The sequence below is a fragment of the Stutzerimonas stutzeri KOS6 genome (assembly GCF_000307775.2).
Classification (GTDB): Bacteria; Pseudomonadota; Gammaproteobacteria; order Pseudomonadales; family Pseudomonadaceae; genus Stutzerimonas; species Stutzerimonas stutzeri_B.
Genome location: NZ_KK020676.1, coordinates 2,131,899 through 2,152,455, shown reverse-complemented (window position 1 = coordinate 2,152,455; position 20,557 = coordinate 2,131,899). Strand labels below are relative to the sequence as shown.

Genomic DNA, 20,557 nt, shown 5'->3' with positions numbered 1-20,557 from the left:
TCAAGTAATCCGAAGGTGGAACAGGCCAGCCGCTTTCGCGCCCTCGCGCAGCAAAATTTCCTGCGGGTACTCGTTGGCCTCACCCCACAGAAGGCGGCCAAAGTCCAGCTGTTGACCCCGATGCGGCGCTTCACACAGCCAGTTCACTGCGTCGGTGGAAGCCTGCACGCGCAAACGGCCTTGGCCCTGCGGCAGCCAGAAAATCAAGGCGGCTTCGCCTGCGTATTCATCCTGAAATGACAGGATGGCGCGTTTGATCGTGTCGCCCAGCCAGATTTCGCCTTGATCGGGTGCCAGCAGGTCCAGACTGCCTTCCAGCCCAGCCACCAGCAACGTCTGCCCGCCGTTGCTGGGCAGGTCATCCGGCCAGCCCTGCGCACCGGGGGCAGCCGCCTGCAAAAACTGCCGCAGGCTCCAAACCTCGCCCGCCGCGCACACTGTGTTGCGTGCCTCCTCATCCCACAGCCAGCTGGTGCCGCGCCGTTGCCATACCGTATCGAGCACCTGCCTCATTGCGTGTACTCCCCATCGTCATCGAACAGCGAAACCTGCTGCGGCTTGGGCGCCTGGCTGGCTTGCCAGGTGGAGAAGATCGCCACCGCGCGCGACGCCGCGTTGCGGGTGGTCTGATCCGAGCCGTTCTTTTGCAGCCATTCCAGCAGCGGCTTGAGCGCGATGTGCGGCTTGAAGTTGTCGTTCGTCAGCGTGTCCGAGGCATTGATGCCGCTGCCATCCACGCACGCACCGATCAGCACCATCGCCTGATCGAGATCAGAGGTGAGCTTGCGCCTGTGCTTACCCGACCAATCGCGGGCGAAATCGAGCGGATTGGTGCGTGTAAATACCTTCTTCTCTTCGCTGCACCAGCCACGCTGTACAAAGTCATCCGGCGTGGTGATGGTGCCGCGCAGAAACTTTTGCAACTGGTCGCGCTTCATTTCAGTCGCAGCCCCGAAGGTGCGCAGAAACTGGCGTGACATCGGTTCGGCGTTGACCGGCGGCGGTTCCTTTCCCTTGTCGGCGTCTTCGTCGATGAGCTGGTTGATACCGACCAGCGCGTCGCGGACGGAGATGGTGCGGCCTTCGTCCACATAGACCTTGCCGTAGTGGCGCGAGAAATATTCCAGCGCCTTGCCGCGCCGGATGACCTGGATGTCGGCGGCGGGCAGACCCTCTTTGGCGTGGTTTTCCAGCATCGCTTGTAGTTGGCGCACATCGGCCATCACTTCGCGGCGCATCCGGCCCCAGCTCACTGGCTTGGGTTCTTCCGTGCGCTTGCGGCAGACGTGGATGATGTCGTACTCGATGGTCTTGGAGCCGAATTCGCCTTCACCCTTGGTTTCATCAGAGCGGATCGGGTAGGTCGCTTCGAGGTAGTAGCCCGCGTCGAACAACGACTCCAGTACCGCCACCCACGGCTCGTCCTCGCTGTGGTGGAAGGTGAAAGCCAGGATGCCGCTGGGCTTCAAGAGGCGATGTGCCTCGCGCCAGCACTGCGTGAGCAGGCGCTGGTAGAAACCATCTGGATCTTCCGGCTCGCGAGCGCGGTTGGCCACTGCCTCCAGTGACTTGGGCGTGTATTCCGTGCCAAAGATCGCTGGGTACTTGCCCTTGAGCGCCAGGCGCAGCCAGACGTAGAAGAAGTCGGATAGTTCTGAGTAGTGCAGCAAGCCCCCAAAGGGTGGATCGGTGATGACCAGATCGAGGCTGCCGCTTTCAAGCTGCGCCAGATCAGTGGATGAGCCCTGATGCACGGCCACATCCAGCACTGGATCGCCTGGAAACACCTTTTCGCTTTTGCCGCTCAGTTGGTCAGCCAACACGGGATCGCGGCGCTTCAGCCCCTCCATACTCAGCGAGTCCCACGGCTGAGTTGCCCATTCGCGGCCTTCAATGATCCCCTCGATGCAAGAAGCCCAGTTACCGCGGCCTAACGAAGGGAACACACAGTTCTCGACGACATTGTTCTTAGGGTGATAGTTGTTATTGCTCAGATGGGGAGCAAGGCAGTCTCTACTGATGTCCCAGAAGCAGAACATGTTCTCGTTGCGCAAATACTGCTGAAAGGCGCCAAGAACATACTCCCGCACCTGCCAGCCGTAGGTGCCAAGCTCTACTACTGCCTTGAGCAATTGCGCTTGCACCAGCAACTGGCGGGGATTGAACATCGTCCACCAGTGCGTGAAACCGTGGTTCGGAACGCCACCTTGTAGGTGGTGGGTCATGAAGCCGTAGGGAAGCTCAGAGCGTGGCCAGTAGTCCTTGAGGTCGTCATCCTTGCGCGCTTCCCATTCAGCGAACGCCGTGTCGTATTGCCGCGCGTGCGGCGTGCCGTAGGCTGCGAAGAAGCGGCCGCTATAGGGTTTGCCTGCCGCATCGCGCTTGGGCGCATAGCCCTGCACCGCATACGCCGCCATCGGCCCGGTCTTGCCCGTCGCCTTGATGGTCGTCAACACATCCTGCACCGTGCCACAAGCTGCGCAGGCGTAGTGGGATTTTTTCGGCACCGTGCCGTTTTCCGGCGCAAAGGTGATCTTCGTTTCCGGGCAGGTCACCTCATCTGGCAGCGCACCACGCACCTCTAGCAGGCGAATCTTGGATGCGCGCGCACCGTCCCACCGCGTTGTCGCGGCCACGTCGTCCTGCGCCGAGCCGCCGTAGGGCTGGCCATTCGCGTCCTGCTTGGCTTCGCCCGCCAGCCATTGCGGATGCACCAGCAGGCTCAGCTCGACCTTTTTGTTCGGCTTTTTCGGCTTGCCCAGGTTGACCATTGCCGCATGGTCGCAATGCGGGCAGATCACGCCTTTCCTGCGATCGAGCACGGAGAACGGGTATTCATCCGGCGCCACATACAGCGGCGAATCGGGCGCCATCCGTGCGGCTTCCTCCTCAACGTGGAATTCGCCGCCGCATTTGCTGCACGTGTGCTCCCAGTGCTTCACGCTGATGGTCTTCACGGCCATCACCGGGCTGGTCATGATCGGCGTGCGGTGGCCGCAACCCGTCACCTGACAAGGGCCGTGCTTGGCCCAGAAGGTATAGATCGCCTCCGGGCCTTCGTAACGGTAGTCCTTACGCTCGTCGCGCGGGATGGTCAGCGGGTCGAAATCGGAAGGCATCGCCTTGTTGGACGGCAAGTGTGTCCACGTGCCTTTCTCACCCTCCGGGCCGTCGCAGTAGTAGTACGGCATGATCTGCGGCTTGACCTCGGCCTCAATCTCGGCGAGCAGCTTCTTCACTTCCTCCAGATCGACGTTGGCCAGTTCCTGCTTGACCACGAACCACGCGACCGGGTTGAGGTCGTTGCCGACCATCTGCATGCCCAGGCGCGAGCCTTCCACCAGCGTGGTGCCGCCGCCCATGAAGATGTCGGCCACCTTCAGGTGCTTGAACGCGCCTTTCTTCTGGTGATTGGCGTAGTAGTTGTCCCACACCAGCTTGGCCGCGTGCGATTTATCTTCGGGGGCCTTGGTGGCTGCCGCGATCAACATTGAGCGGAATACGCTGGAGCGTCGCCGCGCCCACCACTTGGACATCTGGTAGATCGGCTTGCCCGCGTTGCCTTCGATGATCGCCACCTGATTGACGGGCAGGATCGGGAAGTCCACCTCCAGGCAGGTCTTGGGGCGGTTGGGGTCGTTGAAATCGACGGTTTCCAGCGCGACAGGCTTTCCCGCACCGACGGCTTTGGCGACGGCTTGTTGAAGTAGTTCTTTTTTGGTGGCCATTTAAGGTGTACCCCCAACTGCACTGACAGCGACTTGAGGCTGAAGCCGGGTGCGCAGTTGTTCGTAAATTGGAATCTGGATGCCTTCGGCCACCTCCAGGGTGACAGCCAGGCCATAGGGAATGGCATCGTCCAGACGTGCCGTTGCATCCTTCTTGCACGCGATGTGCAGCAAGATGCTGTCGCCGTCCTGAAATGCCGCGATTTGGTCTGTGCCTTCGAGCACCTCATGCTGCACCGTTCCGCGCAGCACCTGATTGTGATCCCCGTCTTGACGCGCAAGCTTCAGCGGCAAAGTGCCCCAGTTATTGGCTGGGGACATTTCCAGCTTGGCCTCGCGGAAATTCCGGTGGTTAGGATTGACTGCGCTGAACCATGCCAAGGTCACCACCATCCGACGCCATTCCTGGCTGCTGGACAGGCCGGGCGGTAGCGGCAGGCGATATTCGTGGATTTCGTTCTCACGGATTTCGCCGCAGCCCAGCACCGTGCCGCGCTGCTCGGTACACGCCAACACACGTTCGATCTGCACTGCGCCATAGCCAAGATAGCGCGACATCACCTCTTTGAATTGGCGCGAGTTATCTCGCGTTTTCAACGCGGCAGCGATGGCCTCGCAAGCGTCATCATCCTGCTTGGCACCATGAACCAGTAGCGCCTTGATGAGTACGGAAATCAGCCCCTGCGGAATGCTGTCTTCGTGATCCCCGCGCAGCGCATCCAGCATTTCATAAATGCGTGCCGCACTGCGCGTGGCAAGGGCGGTGGCGTTGCTGGTGCCGCGTGTATGGACGGTTTTCGACAAAGCGCCAGCCTGATTGCTGTCCCAGGCGACTTGTTGCCCCGGCGCTGCAAGCCCACCATCGGGTTGATAGACGGTTTGGCTGTCCAGCACTGGCGTGCGATACAACTGCCGACCACCGGGGAACAGGATTTCCGGCTTGACTGAGCGACGGAAGCCATGCCCAAGCCGTGCGGCAGGGCTGAACAACGGCGCGCCGGGCAGCAAGTCTGTACGCTGCCCTTGATAGTAGTTTCCGCCATTGTCAGCGTGGGTCGCGCCGACAGTGATGGCATTGATGGCTTCTGCCGGGGACAGGATGCGCCGTCCGGATAACTGGGCCTGGATGCACTTGAGCACATGCTCGACCTTCTTCGGGTCGGTCAAGGCCAAGTAGTCCGTTCCAGACAGTGCAATGTCGATGGCTTCGGGATAGTTCCCGGCGCTGACGCAGAAAAGCACGCGGTATTTCCACGACAGCCAATCCAGCAGTCTTGCCCAAGGGCTGGGTGTGTGAATGAACGGGCGTGAAGGGTCGCCGATAGAGAGGTTGATGACGCAAATGGTGGGAGCCTGTGCAGGCGCCGCGCCTTCGCCTTCAAACATCCGCCGAACCGCTCGCGCGATGCGATCCTCGAAAAATACTTCGTCGGGGACATGCTCGCTCCGGTTCATGGAGTGAGGGTCTGGCTGCATGATGGGCAGCACATACACCAGACGCGGCAACGGATCGGCTTGGCCGTCAGCCATTTCTCCATGCACCACCAAAGACGCCATTGCCGTGCCGTGCTTTCTGTCGCCCGGTTGGTACTGCGCGGAAAGATTGTCCGGGTCGTCCAACAGCAAGCGGCCCTTCAGTGCTTGATGCTGCACATTGGGCACACCGTCGAGAATGGCCGCGATGGGAGGAAGGTCAACGACCCCTTCGGCTATTTCCGTATCGACACCCTCACCATCTTCCGTGACTGCAAGGCTTTGCCCAGTGGGGCGGAAATACATGACGCCATGAAATTTGAAGAGCTGGATGTCAGTGTCGTGGCTCTCGGATTCCAGGTCGTTCAAAAGTTGCTGGATGCGCTCCGCGGGCAGTTCAGCCTTCACCGCGTGAAAGGCAATTTCCGGCATGTCGATGAAGCCGCCCAAAGTTTTACCGCCCGCAGCTTGCAGAAGAGTGGCGACGTTGCGTTCGCTCTGCCTGCGCCTGTCTTCTGATCTGCGGTAAAACAGCTCGATCTGAAAGCGGATCGCTTCAGCAGGATTGATGGGGTTCAGCAAATCCTGCCAGCGATCCAGCATGCCTGTCTCGCGCAGCGCCTCTTCAATTCCCCAGCGGCGGATTTGCACGGTCTGGTTGAAGACATCGCGCCATTTTGTTTTTCCGCTTGGCAGCGTTTTGTTGTCCCGCCACTTCTCCCACAGCGAGAGAAGCTCCCGCATTCCTGCTTCGTTGCCGAGCGAGAGGAACATGCGTCCTTTGATGGCCTTGTTCGTGCGCTCCCCTTTGGTGTTGCGCTCGAAAAAATCCTCATCGGGCGGAATGTCATCAATATCCCATTCGCCCATCCACTCTAGGCCAATGGCTTCGACAGCCTGCCGAAACTCATTGACGCTACCTGCAATCACAATCACCAAGACCGTTTCAGGCTCAAGGCCAGCCACGGAGCCGCTGACGCTGGCTTTGTAGCGCTCGAAGTCTTGTTGCAACGTGGTCAGTTGCACATCCAAGCGCTCCACCTGCTTTCCATGTCCGGGAACATGGGGTTGGCCGATTACGATAGGCCGTCCTTTGGGCGGGGGGATGGTTCTTGCTTGCGGAAACATCAGAAGCGGAAGAGAGGTTGCCATCAGCGGTTCGTCCCCTCTTCAGTCACATCGCCAGCGGCTTTCGGGTGCTTTTTTGCGGCTGGCTTCAGGCGGCCTTTCCATTGCTCCAGCTTCAGCTTGGTAATTTGTTGGGCGTTATCCGTTTTCATGTCGAGCACGGCACGACGAACGACGCCCAAGCAAAATTCTTCGGTCTCTGCAAAATTCAGCCCCAGCAGATGCTTTGCCAATGTTTCAGGTTCATAGCCGAATTTCACACTGCATCGCTCGCCAATGGAGGCGATGTATTGCGTCAGTTGCTCACGGGTCGGGGTTGCCAATTCAATGCGCAACTGAAAGCGCCGCCAGACCGCCTTATCCAAAAGCTCTGGATGGTTGCTGGCTGCAACGACCACCACATAGTCAGGCATTTCATCCAGTTGCATCAGCAAGGTGCTGACGACGCGCTTTATTTCTCCCGTTTCATGGGTATCGCCACGCTCCTTGCCAAGCGTTTCAAATTCGTCGAAGAACAGAACGCAACGCTGCGTTCTGGCGTATTCCATTACGCTCTTCAACCGGCTGGAGGTTTCACCTAGATAGCTGCCAACCAAGGTTTCGTAGCGAATGACGATGAGCGGGTACATCAGCTCGAATGCCAGCGCTTCCGCCAAGGTGGTTTTTCCGTTGCCTGGCGGGCCAGCGAGCAGGACGCTGTTTCTGGCGCGCAGATTGTGGGCGTGCAGCAACTCTGCCCGATGCTGTTCCTCCACCAATTCTTGTATCTGTGCCCTGATCTTTTCTGGCAATACCAAGCTTTGCAGGTTGCGCTCAGGCGTGATCTCGTAGAACAGGTCTTTGTGCGGACTGTTGCCCACGGCCTTGCCAGCCGGCGGGCGTGCGGCCTGAATGGCACTGGGCTGCAATGCCTTGGCAAGCCGCTCTGCAAGCAGCCGGTGCCCTTTCTGCTTCTCCTCCTGGATCAGCCCTTCAGCCGCTTTGCGAAAGGCAAGCTGATCCCCGCTGGTCGCGGTTTTGACCAGATCAACTAATAAATCAGCTTGCGCCATTAGCCTATGCTCCGAAATATGTGCCCAAACCTGCTCATTTGCTTATCTCAATCCAAGGCGAAAGCACCTCCAGCAGCGAGAGGCCACCATGCGTCAACGTCGGATAGCCACCTTGACTGCGCCATTTCCTGCGGCCCAAGGCCAACAGATGCGCACCATGCGGGCTGTCGATTTGCAATGCGACCGGAGGAACGAAGGGGCCTACATCGCCATTCCCCGCCTTGCTGCGTCCGCTTGAAAAAGTTTGTTTAAGGTGAGCGGCAACCTCGCCATCGGCATCAGGGAAATAGCCAGTGGCAGCGTAGCCGTGATCCGATGTGATGACCAAGCGCCGCCCAGCGGCGAGGCGCTCAACAAAGCCCCAAAAGTCGTCACTGGTAAGTTGCTGCGCGGCATCTTTGGTTAGGAGCTCCAGCCCCTGGCCTGCGCCGTAATCGTGCAGCTTGGCATCTGGCCAGTGGTGCCAGAACACCCAGTTCTTCGCGCCCGAGGCGTTGCCCACCAAGCCCGCGCAGTCCTTCCACGGCAGATCGATGGTTTCGGTCTGTGCCGGTTGCAGCTTATGCGCCAAGCCGCCGCCGTTGGCTTGCAGTTGGCTGCGGCTGGCCAGCCCTAATGCGCGGGCAAACGGGTTGGTCTCACTAGGCAGCTCGGATGCAGTAGCGGCCACTGTGTGCAGGGTGAATCCACGCTCTTTGGCTCCTTGCAGCAGCCAGGGCAGTTCACGCAGCGAGAGGGCGTCAAGAATCAGTACGGCGCGAGCGGCGCTATGGCCATAACCAGGCTCGTTCCACCAGCACGCAAGCCGGTCTGAGGTACGTTCCACACCACTGACTTCGGGTTGACCAAAGGTCTGCCACAGATCCCAGCCGCTAGAGGCAAGGAATAAATCGAGCTCGCCAATTTCGCGGTCACGCTTGACCACTTCGCCGGGGGCATTGCCTTCGGCCAGCGGTTTGGAGGCAATCTCTAGCGCCCGTTCGGTAATGATGCGCCACGCCTCTTTCGGGCTGTCCTGGGTTAGGCGCTGCAAGATTTGAGCATCCAACGCCATCAGTTGTCCTCCTTCTCAAGGCTCAGCTCGAAAGTCATGCCATCGGGCAGCTTCTTGAGCAGTTCTTTGAGCTGCGCGCCGGTGGCGGCAGATACCTTGATGGAGATTTCGGCCACCGGTGTGGCTGGGCCAATGCCCCAGCCTTCGAGCTTACCGATCAGGTTGAGCGGCGAGGTTGGAGGGTTAGAGAGAGGGATTCGCGGTTTGGTGGTGCTGTTTGTGCCACCGAAAATTCCGCCCGGCGTAGAGGCTGGGGTGGATGGAGTACCAGGCTGCGGCTCTTGTACACCGGGGGCCGGGATTGTGCTACCGCCAAAGATATTGCCGCCCAATCCGCCATTGCCGCCAGCAGGTGGCCGCGGAGCGGGTGGAGTTGTGCCGCCGGTGGCGGACACCGCCGAGGGTTCCATCAGGAACACTTCATCGAGCTGACGCCCGGTGTAGGAGAGCTTGGGCCGCAAGCGCCGCCAAGCGGTGTCCTCATCTTCGCCCGCCTGCGTTTGCAGATGCTCCAGATTACGCAGGTTGATTGCGATCTTGCCGCGCGCGCACAAGCGCAGGATGCGCTCCTTCATCGCGGTTTCACCCAGCCAGGGGATGCAATCCTGACCCGCAGGGCGAGGCTCTTGCAATTCACGCAGCAGCTTGCCGAGGGGGGCGTTCTCCGAGGCAGCTTCAAGCACGAGGTCTTCGAAGTCTTCGGGAACAAAGAGGTCGTTGGTCAGCGTTTCCTCGATGCCCTCGGGGATTTGTGCACCTTGCTTTTTCAGATGTTCCGTACTGAACAGCGATTGTTGCGGGTTCTGGTGGTCGTAGCGGTGCAGGATGGCAAACCGATCGAAGCGCTTCTTCAGGTTCTCGCGCAGCGTGCCTTCAAATTCTTTGTGGAGTTTCTTGTATTCGGGGTTCTGCCCACTCCATTCCTGCGCCTTCATTTCGGCACGGGCAAGGATGAGCAGGTCGCGATCCTGAAAGGCATTGGTGGAACCGGCGCGGGGCAACAAGAAACGAATGGTGTTGCGGCGCTTTTGCAGGTGATCCTTGAGCCAGCGTCCCAGCGTCTGGTCAACTTTTTCCGGTTCTTCGGGCAGCACCAGAATGGGAAGCCGGTCATCCCAGCGCTCCGGCTGCTCGGCTTCGTCGAGCGAGGCCCACGGATCGTTCTGCCACGATTTCGGCAGCGCAATCACGCGGAAGGTTTTAGCGACCTCGTCGCTGCCTCCAATAACATAGCGCACCTGCTTGGCAAGCTGCGCCTGATCGGAACCATCGGTGAACAGCTTATCGTTGCGCGCGCAAGCCATCAGCTTGGCGCGAGGGTTTTCTTCTTCGCGGAAGACCAAGCGCGGGCCATCCTGATGGATGTTGAAGCTGTTTTCCACGATGGTCGCCAGCTCAACCTGGAATGCGTTGCTGTCGACCGGCTTGTTGCGGGTGATGTCTACTTGCAACGTAGCGGGCTCGGCGCCGGCGAGGTTGCCGACGGCGATGGAGCGCAGCCACAACGCACCTATGATTTCTTGTAGGTGAGGCGCAAGGTTGGCATGGTCGTACACCGCTTCGGTGACCGAAATGATGTTGTGTTGTGCTTTTTCGCGCAGGGTGCGATGGTGCTCGTTGGACACTGAATCCAGCAGCGCTCCAATGCCCGAGGCATCGTCATCCAGCCGGAAATCAGCAGCAGTGAGCACCGGCACCGCTTCGCCCCGGCTCTTGTAGAGGTTGGCCAGGATGCGAATCATGTCGCGCGTTTCTTGCGCATCCGTGGCGATCAGCACCTGTTCCTCAAGCAGACGCAGCAAGTGCGGTGCGTAGGGCCAGGACTCGGTGAATTCGCGGCGCTTGCGATCCTGCTCGGCGGGCGGCACGTCCAGCAGTCGGAAATATTCGGAGACGTGTTGCGCAACCAGGGATTCGATGGTGCCGTCTGCAATCTGCAGGCGGTTGTCGAACAAACGATGCAACAGCATCCGCCGTCGATCCTGTTGGATACGCTCGGCATTGCCTCCCGCCTTGAAGTCGATGGCCACCGGGTTGACTCGGTGCACCTGCTGGTAGGCGTCGCTGCCGCCGTTGCGCACAGAGATCACCAGCACCAGTAGGTCGGGGCGCTCTTTGGCGATCTCCGACAGGATCTGGATGAAATTGAACGCCCAGTGCTTCCATGGGTACTGCTTGGTGTTGGTCAGGCCGTCGTACCAAGTCTGGAATTCGTCGAGGAGCAGCATCGTGGGCCGATGCTCCAGCAGTTCGATGATGAGCTTGTCCGAGGGGATGTCGGTCTTGGCCGCGCCCATACCCTCCCACTTGCCCTTGATGAATTCGCCGCGCGGATGGCGCTCGAACAGCAGGTCCCACAGGAATTTGTAGCGTTGACGGTGCAGGCTCTCGCCAATGACCAACATGCCATCGCGCAGCGCGATCTTGCCGATACCGGGATCACCCAGCGTGCTTGACCAAGAGTTGAGCCACGCGCCCGTCGATGCGGCATCGTTGACAGCGTGGTAGAGCGCTGCCATCAAGTGCGACTTACCCAGGCCGCGCTCGCCGATCACGACCACTGGCCGCCCCTGGTTGGGGCCAACGGCTTCGATGCCCTTCAGCAGATCGTGGGTGGGGTAGGTGATCTCCAAGAACGCCTGTGCGGCGATCTGGGTAGCACCAGTGTTCGAGTCGTTGGAAAGCTCAATGGCTGTCCCCTTGAGGCGCTTGCCCCGAAACTCATCCCGAAGAGTCAATCCAAGCATTACTTACGCACTCCATCGTTCGTTTGGCCATTGGCCGTGTGGTCACCCTCGCGCGCAGCGTCGAGTCCTTCCAATGACTGCTGCTTGATCCAACTATCAATGTCTGCACGCGAGAACCGCCACGTCCCGCCAACTTTGAAGGCTGGGATCTTCTTGACTCCGGCCAACCTGTAGATCGTTCGCTCCGTGACCTTCAGGTAGTCGGCTACCTGCCTGATGGTGAGGATTTCGCCTTCGTTGCTGTCTGTGGGCATGGTGGAGGCCATTTGATGTCAAACGACGACAGGATAGTACAAAATTTTCATGTTCAGAGTGATAATTGTGCATCCGAAGCGGATTTTTCAAACTGCTGCCGGTCAAGAGACATACGTAAGATCAAGTAGGTAGCGTTGGTGAGACAAGATGCTCGAATAAGGGATCGGCCTAAAGTCTCGTATCTGCGTGTAACAAGTGCCCACTGGTTTTGAAGGAATTCGCCCTCCGCTAATCAGGACATGAATTCCATGCCGGTTGCATTGGAGGCAAAACAATGGAACTCCGACATCTACGCTGTTTCCTCGCTGTTGCAGAAGAATTGCACTTCGCCCGTGCAGCAGAGCGGTTGCATATCGAACAATCACCTCTTTCGCGGGCAATAAAGGAATTGGAGGAAGAACTTGGCGTGGTGCTACTTGCCCGCACCACTCGCAGTACACGACTGACACGAGCAGGCAAGCTATTTTTGGAGCACGTGCGCCGTGTGTTCGCTGCCTTGGAACAAGCGCGTGACAGTGTGAAAGCGGCGGCGAATGGCTTTCATGGACAATTGCGCGTCGCCTTGTCCGACGGCATCACACCCTCGCGTTTGGCGGCCTTGCTGGCGCTATGCCGACAGGAAGAACCTGAAGTCGAAATCCGCTTCTTCGAGGTGCCGCTGTCTCAGCAGATCAAGGGTCTGCATGACGACTTATATGACGTGGGGTTCGCGCAGTCCAATGAAACGGGCGATGGCATCACCTCCATACCAGTCTGGAGCGATGCGATCATGGTGGCAGTGCCTGCGCGGCATCCGCTGCTGGCCCACAAGCGCATTCCCCTGGAAGAACTGCTGCGCTATCCGCTTGTCCTGTGTGATCCGCAAGTGTGTGAAGGCCCTGCTAAACACTTCGATCGGATACTACGCCGGACGGACATGGAGCCACTGGTCGCAGAACGAGTTGCTACGTGTGATCTGATGATAGCGCTGGTATCAGCCGGCTTCGCGCTTGGGTTGGCTGGTGCCGCGCGCATTGCCGCCAACCCTGACTCGGGCGTGGTAGCCCGACCGCTGGCGTTGCGCGTGCCGCCGCTGACTACCTACCTGTTGTACCCCGACAGCGAGCCGTCCGATGAGCTGGCGCACTTCATTGAGCGCGTGCAGGCCATCGAATTGCCGGACTTCCATAGGCCCAAGCTGGGCGACGATCCTGATCCGCCGGAGAAACTTACGCCATGAAGAAGATCATCCCGTTCTTGTTAGTGGCAATCTTGGCTGCCTGCGGCCAATCCGAGGCACCTCAAAGACCCACCGTTTCAGAGGCGAGCATTCCGACGGTGGAGGAGCTGGCATCCAACCCCGAACGGCTCAAAAAACTGCGCCAGCAATGCAAGACCGACCGTTCCCAGCTCGGCGACGTGCTGTGCAACAGGGTGGCAGAAGCCACGCGCAAGCGGTTCTATGGTGACGGCGAAACACCTTACACGCCGCCGAAAGAATCGCCGAAGTTCTGACCGTTGGCGGCTCGCCGCCTCGCCTTCATCTTTCTGGCCGACACGCCGTAATGCGCCATCGCTTGCGGCGTTTTTCTTTGGCTCGCCGTCGCGCGAACTCTGTCTTTTTGCTCGACCTTTCTGCTTGAAACGGTCTTTGACCGGCACTGACCCGGCACCGATCCTGACGCCTGCAGCACGTTGTTGTGCCGCTTCTTCCAAGAGGAATCAGCGCAGGAGAAATCGGAGGCCAGGTCATGCAAGGGACGAACGTGCTGTTCGGTCAGATCGCCGTCGTATTCGGCATCGTGATCGCCGGCGTGTGGGGCGCCACACAATGGACAGCCGCCGCTCTTGGCTATCAAGTACGCCTTGGCTCGCCCTGGTTCGATTTTCTTGGCACGTCGATCTACCACCCGTGGAAGCTGTTTGAGTGGTGGTTCTTCTTCGGCGCCTATGCGCCGGAGGTCTTCGACACCGGCGGTGCCATTGCTGGCATCAGCGGCATGGTCGCCGTGGTCGTTGCCATCGCCATGTCGGTCTGGCGCTCGCGGCAGGCACGCCTCGTCACCACCTACGGCTCTGCGCGCTGGGCGAGCGCGCAGGACATTCGCAAGGCTGGCCTCACACAGCCTGCCGGCGTGTTCCTCGGCCAGCACGAGCACCAGTACCTGCGGCATGAAGGCCCGGAACACGTCCTGACCTTCGCGCCCACGCGCTCGGGCAAGGGCGTGGGCCTGGTGGTGCCCACTTTGTTGAGCTGGCCAGCATCGGCCGTCATCCATGACATCAAGGGTGAGAACTGGAGCATCACCGCCGGCTGGCGCAGCAGGTTCAGCCACTGCCTGCTATTCAACCCGACCGATGCGAAGTCGGCGGCCTACAACCCGCTGCTGGAGGTACGCCGCGGCGCGCATGAAGTGCGCGACGTGCAGAACATCGCGGACATTCTGGTCGATCCCGAAGGTGCCTTGGAGAAGCGCAACCATTGGGAGAAGACCAGTCATGCGCTGTTGGTCGGCGCCATCCTGCACGTCCTCTACGCGGGCGAGGACAAGACGCTGCGCGGCGTCGCCAACTTCCTCTCCGATCCGGCCAGCCCGTTCGAGCTGACCCTGCACCGGATGATGACCACGCCGCATCTCGGCGATGGCCCGCATCCCGTGGTGGCCTCCGCTGCGCGCGAAGTGCTCAACAAGTCGGACAACGAGCGTTCCGGCGTGCTGTCCACGGCCATGTCGTTCCTCGGTCTGTACCGCGACCCCACGGTGGCCGAAGTCACCTCGCGCTGTGACTGGCGCATTGCGGATCTGATTTCTGCCGAGCACCCGGTATCGCTGTATCTGGTGGTTCCGCCTTCGGACATTTCGCGGACGAAGCCGCTCATTCGTCTGATCCTCAACCAGATCGGGCGGCGCCTCACCGAATCGCTCGATGGCTCCGACGGCATCGAGCGCCGCCACAAGCTGTTGCTGATGCTCGATGAGTTCCCGGCGCTGGGGCGCCTGGACTTCTTCGAGACGGCGCTGGCCTTCATGGCCGGCTACGGCATCCGCAGCTTCCTCATCGCCCAAAGCCTGAACCAGATCGACAAGGCGTATGGGCAGAACCATTCGATCCTCGACAACTGCCATGTGCGCGTGACGTTCGCCACCAACGACGAGCGCACGGCCAAACGGATCTCCGAAACGCTGGGCACTGCGACCGAGCTGCGCGCGCAGCGCAACTACGCGGGCCACCGGCTCGCGCCGTGGCTTGGGCATCTGATGGTATCGCGCCAGGAAACCGCACGCCCGCTGCTGACGCCCGGCGAAGTCATGCAGCTTCCGCCCGACGAGGCGGTGGTCATGGTGTCCAGCGTGGCGCCGATCAAGGCGAAGAAGCTGCGCTACTACGCGGACAGCAATTTCAAGCGGCGCGTGCTGCCACCACCGCCGCTGTCAGACGGGCAATACGCCGACGCGCCGCCGACTCGCCCGGACGACTGGAGCGGCCTGGCGATTCCCGCCACGCCTACCGCACCTGCAACCGATGCCGCCGAAGGCCTCGCCGCTTCGGCCGACGACGGTGGCCCACGCCGTCAGCCCGAACTCTCCGAAACCGTCGCCTACGACCCCGAGCTGGCCGCGCCCGCGGCCGACCTTGCGCTGCTCGATGACGACGACGACTTGCCGCTTCCCCTTCCTCGCCAGCTCGATCCAGCCATGCAGCGCACGGCCCGGCTGGCTTCCCTCGACCCTAACGACGGAATCGAGCTATGAGCCACTACCGCCTCAACCTGTTCATCCAGCCGGAGCACGCCAAGCGCCTGGACGAGCTGGCCGCCAAGAAAGGCGTGTCCAAGTCGTCCATCGTCGCGGCGGCGCTCGCATCGTGGCTGTCGCCCGATGCCGCTGACCAGCGCGAGGCGGCCATTGCCAAGCGGCTTGATCGCTTGTCGCGCCAGGCCGAGCGCATGGAGCGCGACCAGAACATCGCCATCGAAACGCTGGCGCTATTCATCCGCTACTACCTGACCGTCAGCACGCCGGTTCCCGAGGCGCACCAAGACGCGGCACGCGCGCAGGGCAAAGCGCGCTTCGAGCAGTTTACCGAGCAGCTTGGCCGCCACCTGCTGCGGGGCCGCAGCCTGGTGCGCGACGTGGTGGAGGAACTGCATCCCGACCCAATGCGGATGGAAGACGCGGAAGCAGCCGCGCAAGCGCGGGAGCGTGCGTCATGAGCGCCCGTATTTCCACTGAAGGGCAGTCCATGACCGCCACGTCGCTCGACCGCCGCATCCAGATGCTGCGCACAGCGATGGGGCCGCTGATCGCCGCCGCGCTCGAAGACCCGGACGTGGTGGAGGTGATGCTGAATCCTGATCGCACCCTTTGGGTGGATCGGCTTTCCAGTGGGCGCGCGCCGATGGGCGTGGAACTGCCCGAGGCGGACGGCGAGCGAATCATCCGCCTGATCGCGGCCCACGTCGGCGCAGAAGTCCATCGCGGCCAGCCGCTGCTGTCCGCCGAGTTGCCCGAAACGGGCGAACGCTTCGAGGGCATCTTGCCGCCGGCAGCGCCGGGGCCAGCCTTCGCGCTGCGCAAGCGCGCCATCGGCGTGATTCCGCTGGAGCGGTACGTCATTGACGGGATGATGACCAGCGCGCAGGCGGGCTTTCTCGTTCGCGCCGTGCGCGAGCGGCAGAACTTGCTGATCGCCGGCGCCACCAGCAGCGGCAAGACCACGCTCGCCAATGCGCTGCTGGCTGAGATCGCAGCCACGGGCGACCGCGTGCTGGTGCTCGAAGACACGGTGGAGCTGCAATGCGCGGCCCGCGACCACGTTCCCCTGCGCACCCGCGCAGGCGTGGTGTCGATGACCGAGCTGGTGCGCTCGTCCATGCGCCTGCGGCCTGATCGCGTCGTCGTCGGCGAAGTGCGCGGCGCCGAGGCGCTGGATCTCATCAAGGTGTGGGGCACGGGACACCCCGGCGGCATCGCCACGATCCACGCAGGTTCCGCGCTGGGCGCGCTGCTGCGCCTGGAGCAACTGATTCTCGAAGTGGCCGTGAACCCGCCGCGTGCGCTGATCGCCGAGGCGGTCAACGTGGTGATCCACATTGCCGGGCGTGGGCGCAAACGCCGCATCGAGAGCATCGCCCGCGTCGTCGGCTTCGACGGCGTGGGCTACCGATTGGCGAATTGGGAGGCGGACGCGCTGGACACGCCGTTTCCCGAGTTGTCGCCAAACCCCGATGCCGCATCCGCTGCGGCGACTTCCCCATCCCCTGACTCACTTGGAGAACTGCCATGACGCAGATGACTTTTCCTGCTTTCCGTTTTTCTGCAAATCCGGCATTGCGTCTTGCGCGGCTGCGCTGCCTGGCCCGCCCTGCGGGGCAAGGGCTGCTGCTGGCCGCGCTGCTGTTGTTCCTGACCGGAACCGCGCAGGCCGCCGGTTCCTCGATGCCGTGGGAAGGCCCGCTGCAATCCATCCTCGAATCCATCCAGGGGCCGGTGGCGCGCATCGTCGCGGTCATCATCATCATCGCCACGGGCCTCGCGCTCGCCTTCGGCGACACGTCGGGCGGATTCCGCAAGCTGATCCAGATCGTGTTCGGTCTGTCCATCGCGTTTGCGGCTTCGAGCTTCTTCCTGTCGTTTTTCAGCTTCTCCGGCGGGGCCGTCGTATGAGTGCCCCGGACACCTTCGCCGCCGGCTTCGAGGTGCCGCTGCATCGGTCGCTCACGGAACCGATCCTGCTGGGCGGTGCGCCGCGCACCGTGGCAATTGCCAACGGCACGCTGGCCGCCGCCGTCGGGCTGGGCCTTCAACTGTGGATTCCCGGCGTGGTGCTCTGGATCGTCGGCCATTCTTTGGCGGTGTGGGGTGCGCGCGTTGATCCGCAGTTCATGCAGGTCTTCGCCCGGCACATCAAGCACCGCCCGCTGCTGGACGTGTGAGGGGAGGACGCCGCGATGCTGAATCTCGCCGAATATCGCCAGCGCCCGGCCTTGCTTGCCGACTGGCTGCCCTGGGCCGGGCTGGTCGCACCGGGCGTCGTCTTGAACAAGGATGGCAGTTTCCAGCGCACGGCCCGGTTTCGCGGGCCTGACCTCGACAGCGCGACGCAAGGCGAGCTGATAGCCACGTCGGCGCGGTTGAACAACGCGCTGCGCCGAATGGGATCGGGCTGGGCGCTGTTCATTGAAGCCGAACGCCGTCCCGCTGCCGACTATCCGCACTCGGAGTTTCCTGAGCCGCTGTCGTGGCTGGTGGACGAGGAACGTCGCGCCACCTTCGAGGACTCGGGCAACCACTTCGAGAGCGGCTATCACCTGACGCTGGTGTATCTGCCGCCCGAAGAATCACGCGCCCGCGCAGCGGGCATGCTGTACGAAAACCGGCCCACCGAAGGCGTGGACTGGCGCGGCCGACTCGATGCCTTCGTGGCGGAAACTGATCGCGTCTTTGACCTGCTCGATGGCGTGATGCCGGAAATCGCCTGGCTGGACGACAGCCAGACGCTGACCTACCTGCACGCGACCATCTCGACGCGGCGCTACCGCGTCGGCGTGCCCGAAGTGCCGTTCCACATCGACGCACTGCTGACCGACTCCGCGCTGGTCGGCGGCCTGGCGCCCATGCTGGGCGACCAGCACCTGCGCGTGGTGTCGGTGCGCGGCTTCCCGACCTCGACTTGGCCGGGGATTCTGGACGACCTCAACCGCCTCGGTTTTGCGTACCGCTGGAGCACGCGCTTTCTCTGCCTCGACAAATCCGAAGCGGAACGGGAGTTGGGACGCCTGCGCCGCCAGTGGTTCGCCAAGCGCAAGAACGTCATCGCGCTGCTGCGCGAAACGATCTTCCAGCAGGAAAGCCCGCTGGTCGATACCGACGCCAACAACAAAGCCGCCGATGCCGACGCTGCCTTGCAGGAGCTGGGCGGCGATCAAGTCGCCTTCGGCTATCTGACGGCGACCGTCACCGTCATGGACGAGGACGCTGCCGTCGCAGACGAGAAGCTGCGCATGGTGGAGCGCGTCATCCAGGGTCGGGGCTTCGTCACCATCCCTGAAACGCTCAATGCCGTGGATGCCTGGCTGTCCTCGCTCCCCGGCAACGCCTACGCCAACGTGCGCCAGCCCATCGTCTCGACGCTGAACTTGGCGCACATGATGCCGGTGTCGGCGGTATGGGCTGGGCCGGAGAAGAACGACCACCTCGACGGCCCGCCGCTGATCGTCACACGCACCGATGGCGCGACGCCGTTCCGGCTGGTGACGCACATCGGCGACGTGGGCCACACGCTGGTCGCGGGGCCGACTGGCATGGGCAAGTCGGTCTTGCTCGCCACGCTGGCGATGCAGTTCCGCCGCTATCGCGGTTCACGCATCTTCGCCTTCGACATGGGCCGCTCCATGCGGGCCGCGATCCTCGGCCTGGGCGGCGAACACTACGACCTGAGCACGGATGGCGAAATCGCCTTCCAGCCACTCGCGCGCATCGACCGTGAGGGCTACCGCACGTGGGCCGCCGAATGGATCGAAGGCCGCTTGCTGCACGAAGGCGTGGCGGTCGGCCCCGACGAGAAGGCGGCTATCTGGTCGGCGCTGGGAAGTCTCGCCGGTGCGCCGGTGGAGCAGCGCACGATGACGGGACTTTCCGTGCTGCTGCAATCAAACACGCTGCGGCAGGCGCTGTCGCCCTATGTGCTCGGTGGCGCGCACGGCAAGCTGCTGGACGCCGACCATGACCGCCTCGGCATGGCCGACGTGCAGTGCTTCGAGATGGAGGAGCTGATGCACAGCAAGGCCGCCGTCATGGCCGTGCTGCATTACCTCTTTGCGCGCTTCGATGAACGCTTCGACGGTGCGCCCACGCTGCTGATCCTCGATGAAGCGTGGTTGTTCCTCGATGACCCGGTGTTTGCTGCGCGTATCCGCCAGTGGCTCAAGACACTGCGCAAGAAGAACGTCAGCGTCATCTTCGCCACGCAGAGCCTTGCCGACATCAAGGATTCGAGCATCGCGCCCGCGATCATCGAGAGCTGCGCGAGTCGGATTTTCTTGCCCAACCCGCAGGCGACCGAGCCGCAGATTCGCACGATCTACGAGGGCTTCGGCCTCAACAGGCGGCAGATCGAAATCGTCGCCACCGCGCAGCCCAAGCGCGACTACTACTACCAATCCCGCCTCGGCAACCGCCTGTTCGACCTCGACCTGGGGCCGGCGGCTCTGGCGTTTGCGGGCGCTTCCACGCCGCAAGACCAGCGCGACATAGACCGCGTGCTGCTGGACGCCGGCGTGCCCGGCTTCGCGGGCGCCTGGCTGCGCCATCGCGGCCTCGATTGGGCGGCCGACCTGCTGCCCTCGTTCCCCGGCCTCGCGCCGGGCTCCCTCGCTGACCAACCCCTGGAGAACCTGTCATGAAAAAGCGCCTTATCGCCGCCGCCATCGCGGCCATGCTTTGCACCGCCACCGCTCATGCGCAATGGGTCGTGGTCGATCCGACGAACCTCGTGCAGAACACGCTAACCGCGATCCGCACGCTGGAGCAGATCAACAACCAGATCCAGCAGCTTCAGAACGAAGCGCAGATGCTGATGAACCAGGCGCGCAACCTCGCCAGCCTGCCGTCCAGCGTGGTGAACCAGTTGCGCGCCAATCTGGCAACGACCGAGCGGCTGATCGCCCAGGCCAGGGGCTTGGCCTACGACGTGACGAATCTGGATCGGGAGTTCGCGCGCCTGTATCCCGAGCAGTACGCCGCCACCGTCAGCGGCGACCAGATGTACCGCGACGCGCAGGAGCGTTGGCGGAACACGCTCAACGGCTTGCAGACCACCATGCAGATGCAGGCGCAGGTGTCGCAGAACCTGGGCGAAGACGAAAGCGTGCTGGCCGATCTTGTGGGCAAGAGCCAGTCGGCCGAAGGTGCGTTGCAGGCGATGCAGGCCATGAATCAATTGCTGGCCTTGCAGGCCAAGCAGTCGATCCAGTCGCAGCGGCTCCAGATCACGCAAGACCGGGCGGCGTCGCTGGAGCTGGCGCGGCAGGCGGCAGCCACGGAGCGCGCCCGCGAGGTGCGGCGGCGCTTCCTCGGCGACGGCACGCCGTACACGCCGCAGTCCGTGAACTTCTACGGCAACTGACGGGAGGCCGCC

Annotated in this window: 17 protein-coding genes; 9 read left to right on the top strand and 8 right to left on the bottom strand. The window is 62.0% G+C overall.

The features are described 5' to 3' along the window. The 7 genes from B597_RS37885 to B597_RS0223525 form a co-directional block, all read right to left on the bottom strand. The gene (locus tag B597_RS37885) at positions 1 to 513 is read right to left on the bottom strand and encodes a hypothetical protein (protein ID WP_003291767.1); all 513 of its coding nucleotides are present in this window, start codon (positions 511 to 513) and stop codon (positions 1 to 3) included. Continuing rightward, a complete protein-coding gene (locus B597_RS37880) occupies positions 510 to 3,728 on the bottom strand; it encodes a DUF1156 domain-containing protein (protein WP_003291766.1) in 3,219 nt (1,072 codons plus the stop codon). Before B597_RS37880 ends, B597_RS37885 begins: the two co-directional genes overlap by 4 nt. Then, positions 3,729 to 6,227: a S8 family peptidase gene (locus tag B597_RS37875; protein ID WP_226924993.1), complete on the bottom strand. Its 2,499-nt coding sequence runs from the start codon at positions 6,225 to 6,227 to the stop codon at positions 3,729 to 3,731. It abuts the gene before it with no gap. Positions 6,228 to 6,352: 125 nt separating this feature from the next. Beyond that, positions 6,353 to 7,381, bottom strand: coding sequence for an AAA family ATPase (locus B597_RS37870; protein ID WP_003291763.1), 1,029 nt, complete (start codon positions 7,379 to 7,381; stop codon positions 6,353 to 6,355). Positions 7,382 to 7,415: 34 nt separating this feature from the next. Next, positions 7,416 to 8,435 carry a hypothetical protein gene (locus tag B597_RS37865; RefSeq protein ID WP_003291762.1) on the bottom strand — a complete coding sequence of 340 codons (1,020 nt, stop codon included), beginning with the start codon at positions 8,433 to 8,435 and terminating at the stop codon, positions 7,416 to 7,418. Then, positions 8,435 to 11,182, bottom strand: a complete 2,748-nt coding sequence (locus B597_RS37860; RefSeq protein WP_024162194.1) for a DUF499 domain-containing protein — start codon at positions 11,180 to 11,182, stop codon at positions 8,435 to 8,437. The genes B597_RS37865 and B597_RS37860 overlap by 1 nt, the downstream gene beginning before the upstream one ends. Next, positions 11,182 to 11,436, bottom strand: a complete 255-nt coding sequence (locus B597_RS0223525) for a helix-turn-helix domain-containing protein (protein WP_051519757.1) — start codon at positions 11,434 to 11,436, stop codon at positions 11,182 to 11,184. Before B597_RS0223525 ends, B597_RS37860 begins: the two co-directional genes overlap by 1 nt. Before the next feature lie 275 nt (positions 11,437 to 11,711). Between B597_RS0223525 and B597_RS0223520 the strand changes: the two genes are divergently transcribed. Together B597_RS0223520 and B597_RS37855 are read left to right on the top strand one after the other, a co-directional pair. Continuing rightward, positions 11,712 to 12,656 carry a LysR family transcriptional regulator gene (locus B597_RS0223520; RefSeq protein ID WP_003291759.1) on the top strand — a complete coding sequence of 315 codons (945 nt, stop codon included), beginning with the start codon at positions 11,712 to 11,714 and terminating at the stop codon, positions 12,654 to 12,656. Further along, on the top strand, positions 12,653 to 12,931 hold the full coding sequence (locus tag B597_RS37855) for an EexN family lipoprotein (protein WP_003291758.1): 279 nt from the start codon (positions 12,653 to 12,655) through the stop codon (positions 12,929 to 12,931). The genes B597_RS0223520 and B597_RS37855 overlap by 4 nt, the downstream gene beginning before the upstream one ends. Here the strand turns inward: B597_RS37855 and B597_RS47085 are convergent. After that, a complete protein-coding gene (locus B597_RS47085) occupies positions 12,898 to 13,173 on the bottom strand; it encodes a hypothetical protein (RefSeq protein WP_152028182.1) in 276 nt (91 codons plus the stop codon). The genes B597_RS37855 and B597_RS47085 overlap by 34 nt on opposite strands. Between B597_RS47085 and B597_RS37850 the strand changes: the two genes are divergently transcribed. The 7 genes from B597_RS37850 to trbJ are packed head-to-tail and all read left to right on the top strand — an operon-like array spanning position 13,168 to position 20,545. Then, complete coding sequence (locus tag B597_RS37850; RefSeq protein WP_003291757.1) at positions 13,168 to 15,171, top strand: conjugal transfer protein TraG; 2,004 nt, start codon at positions 13,168 to 13,170, stop codon at positions 15,169 to 15,171. The two genes, B597_RS47085 and B597_RS37850, sit on opposite strands and share 6 nt — an antisense overlap. Next, positions 15,168 to 15,632, top strand: a complete 465-nt coding sequence (locus B597_RS37845) for a ribbon-helix-helix protein, CopG family (RefSeq protein WP_003291756.1) — start codon at positions 15,168 to 15,170, stop codon at positions 15,630 to 15,632. Before B597_RS37850 ends, B597_RS37845 begins: the two co-directional genes overlap by 4 nt. Next, positions 15,629 to 16,705, top strand: a complete 1,077-nt coding sequence (gene trbB / locus B597_RS37840; RefSeq protein ID WP_003291754.1) for a P-type conjugative transfer ATPase TrbB — start codon at positions 15,629 to 15,631, stop codon at positions 16,703 to 16,705. The genes B597_RS37845 and trbB overlap by 4 nt, the downstream gene beginning before the upstream one ends. Continuing rightward, positions 16,702 to 17,085 (top strand): TrbC/VirB2 family type IV secretion system protein, encoded by a 384-nt coding sequence (locus tag B597_RS37835; RefSeq protein WP_003291753.1) that lies wholly within the window; start codon positions 16,702 to 16,704, stop codon positions 17,083 to 17,085. Before trbB ends, B597_RS37835 begins: the two co-directional genes overlap by 4 nt. Next, positions 17,082 to 17,354, top strand: a complete 273-nt coding sequence (locus tag B597_RS37830; protein ID WP_003291752.1) for a VirB3 family type IV secretion system protein — start codon at positions 17,082 to 17,084, stop codon at positions 17,352 to 17,354. The genes B597_RS37835 and B597_RS37830 overlap by 4 nt, the downstream gene beginning before the upstream one ends. Before the next feature lie 15 nt (positions 17,355 to 17,369). Next, positions 17,370 to 19,823, top strand: a complete 2,454-nt coding sequence (trbE, locus tag B597_RS37825) for a conjugal transfer protein TrbE (protein WP_024162192.1) — start codon at positions 17,370 to 17,372, stop codon at positions 19,821 to 19,823. Beyond that, on the top strand, positions 19,820 to 20,545 hold the full coding sequence (trbJ, locus tag B597_RS37820; RefSeq protein ID WP_017677040.1) for a P-type conjugative transfer protein TrbJ: 726 nt from the start codon (positions 19,820 to 19,822) through the stop codon (positions 20,543 to 20,545). The genes trbE and trbJ overlap by 4 nt, the downstream gene beginning before the upstream one ends. The last annotated feature ends 12 nt before the right edge of the window (positions 20,546 to 20,557 follow it).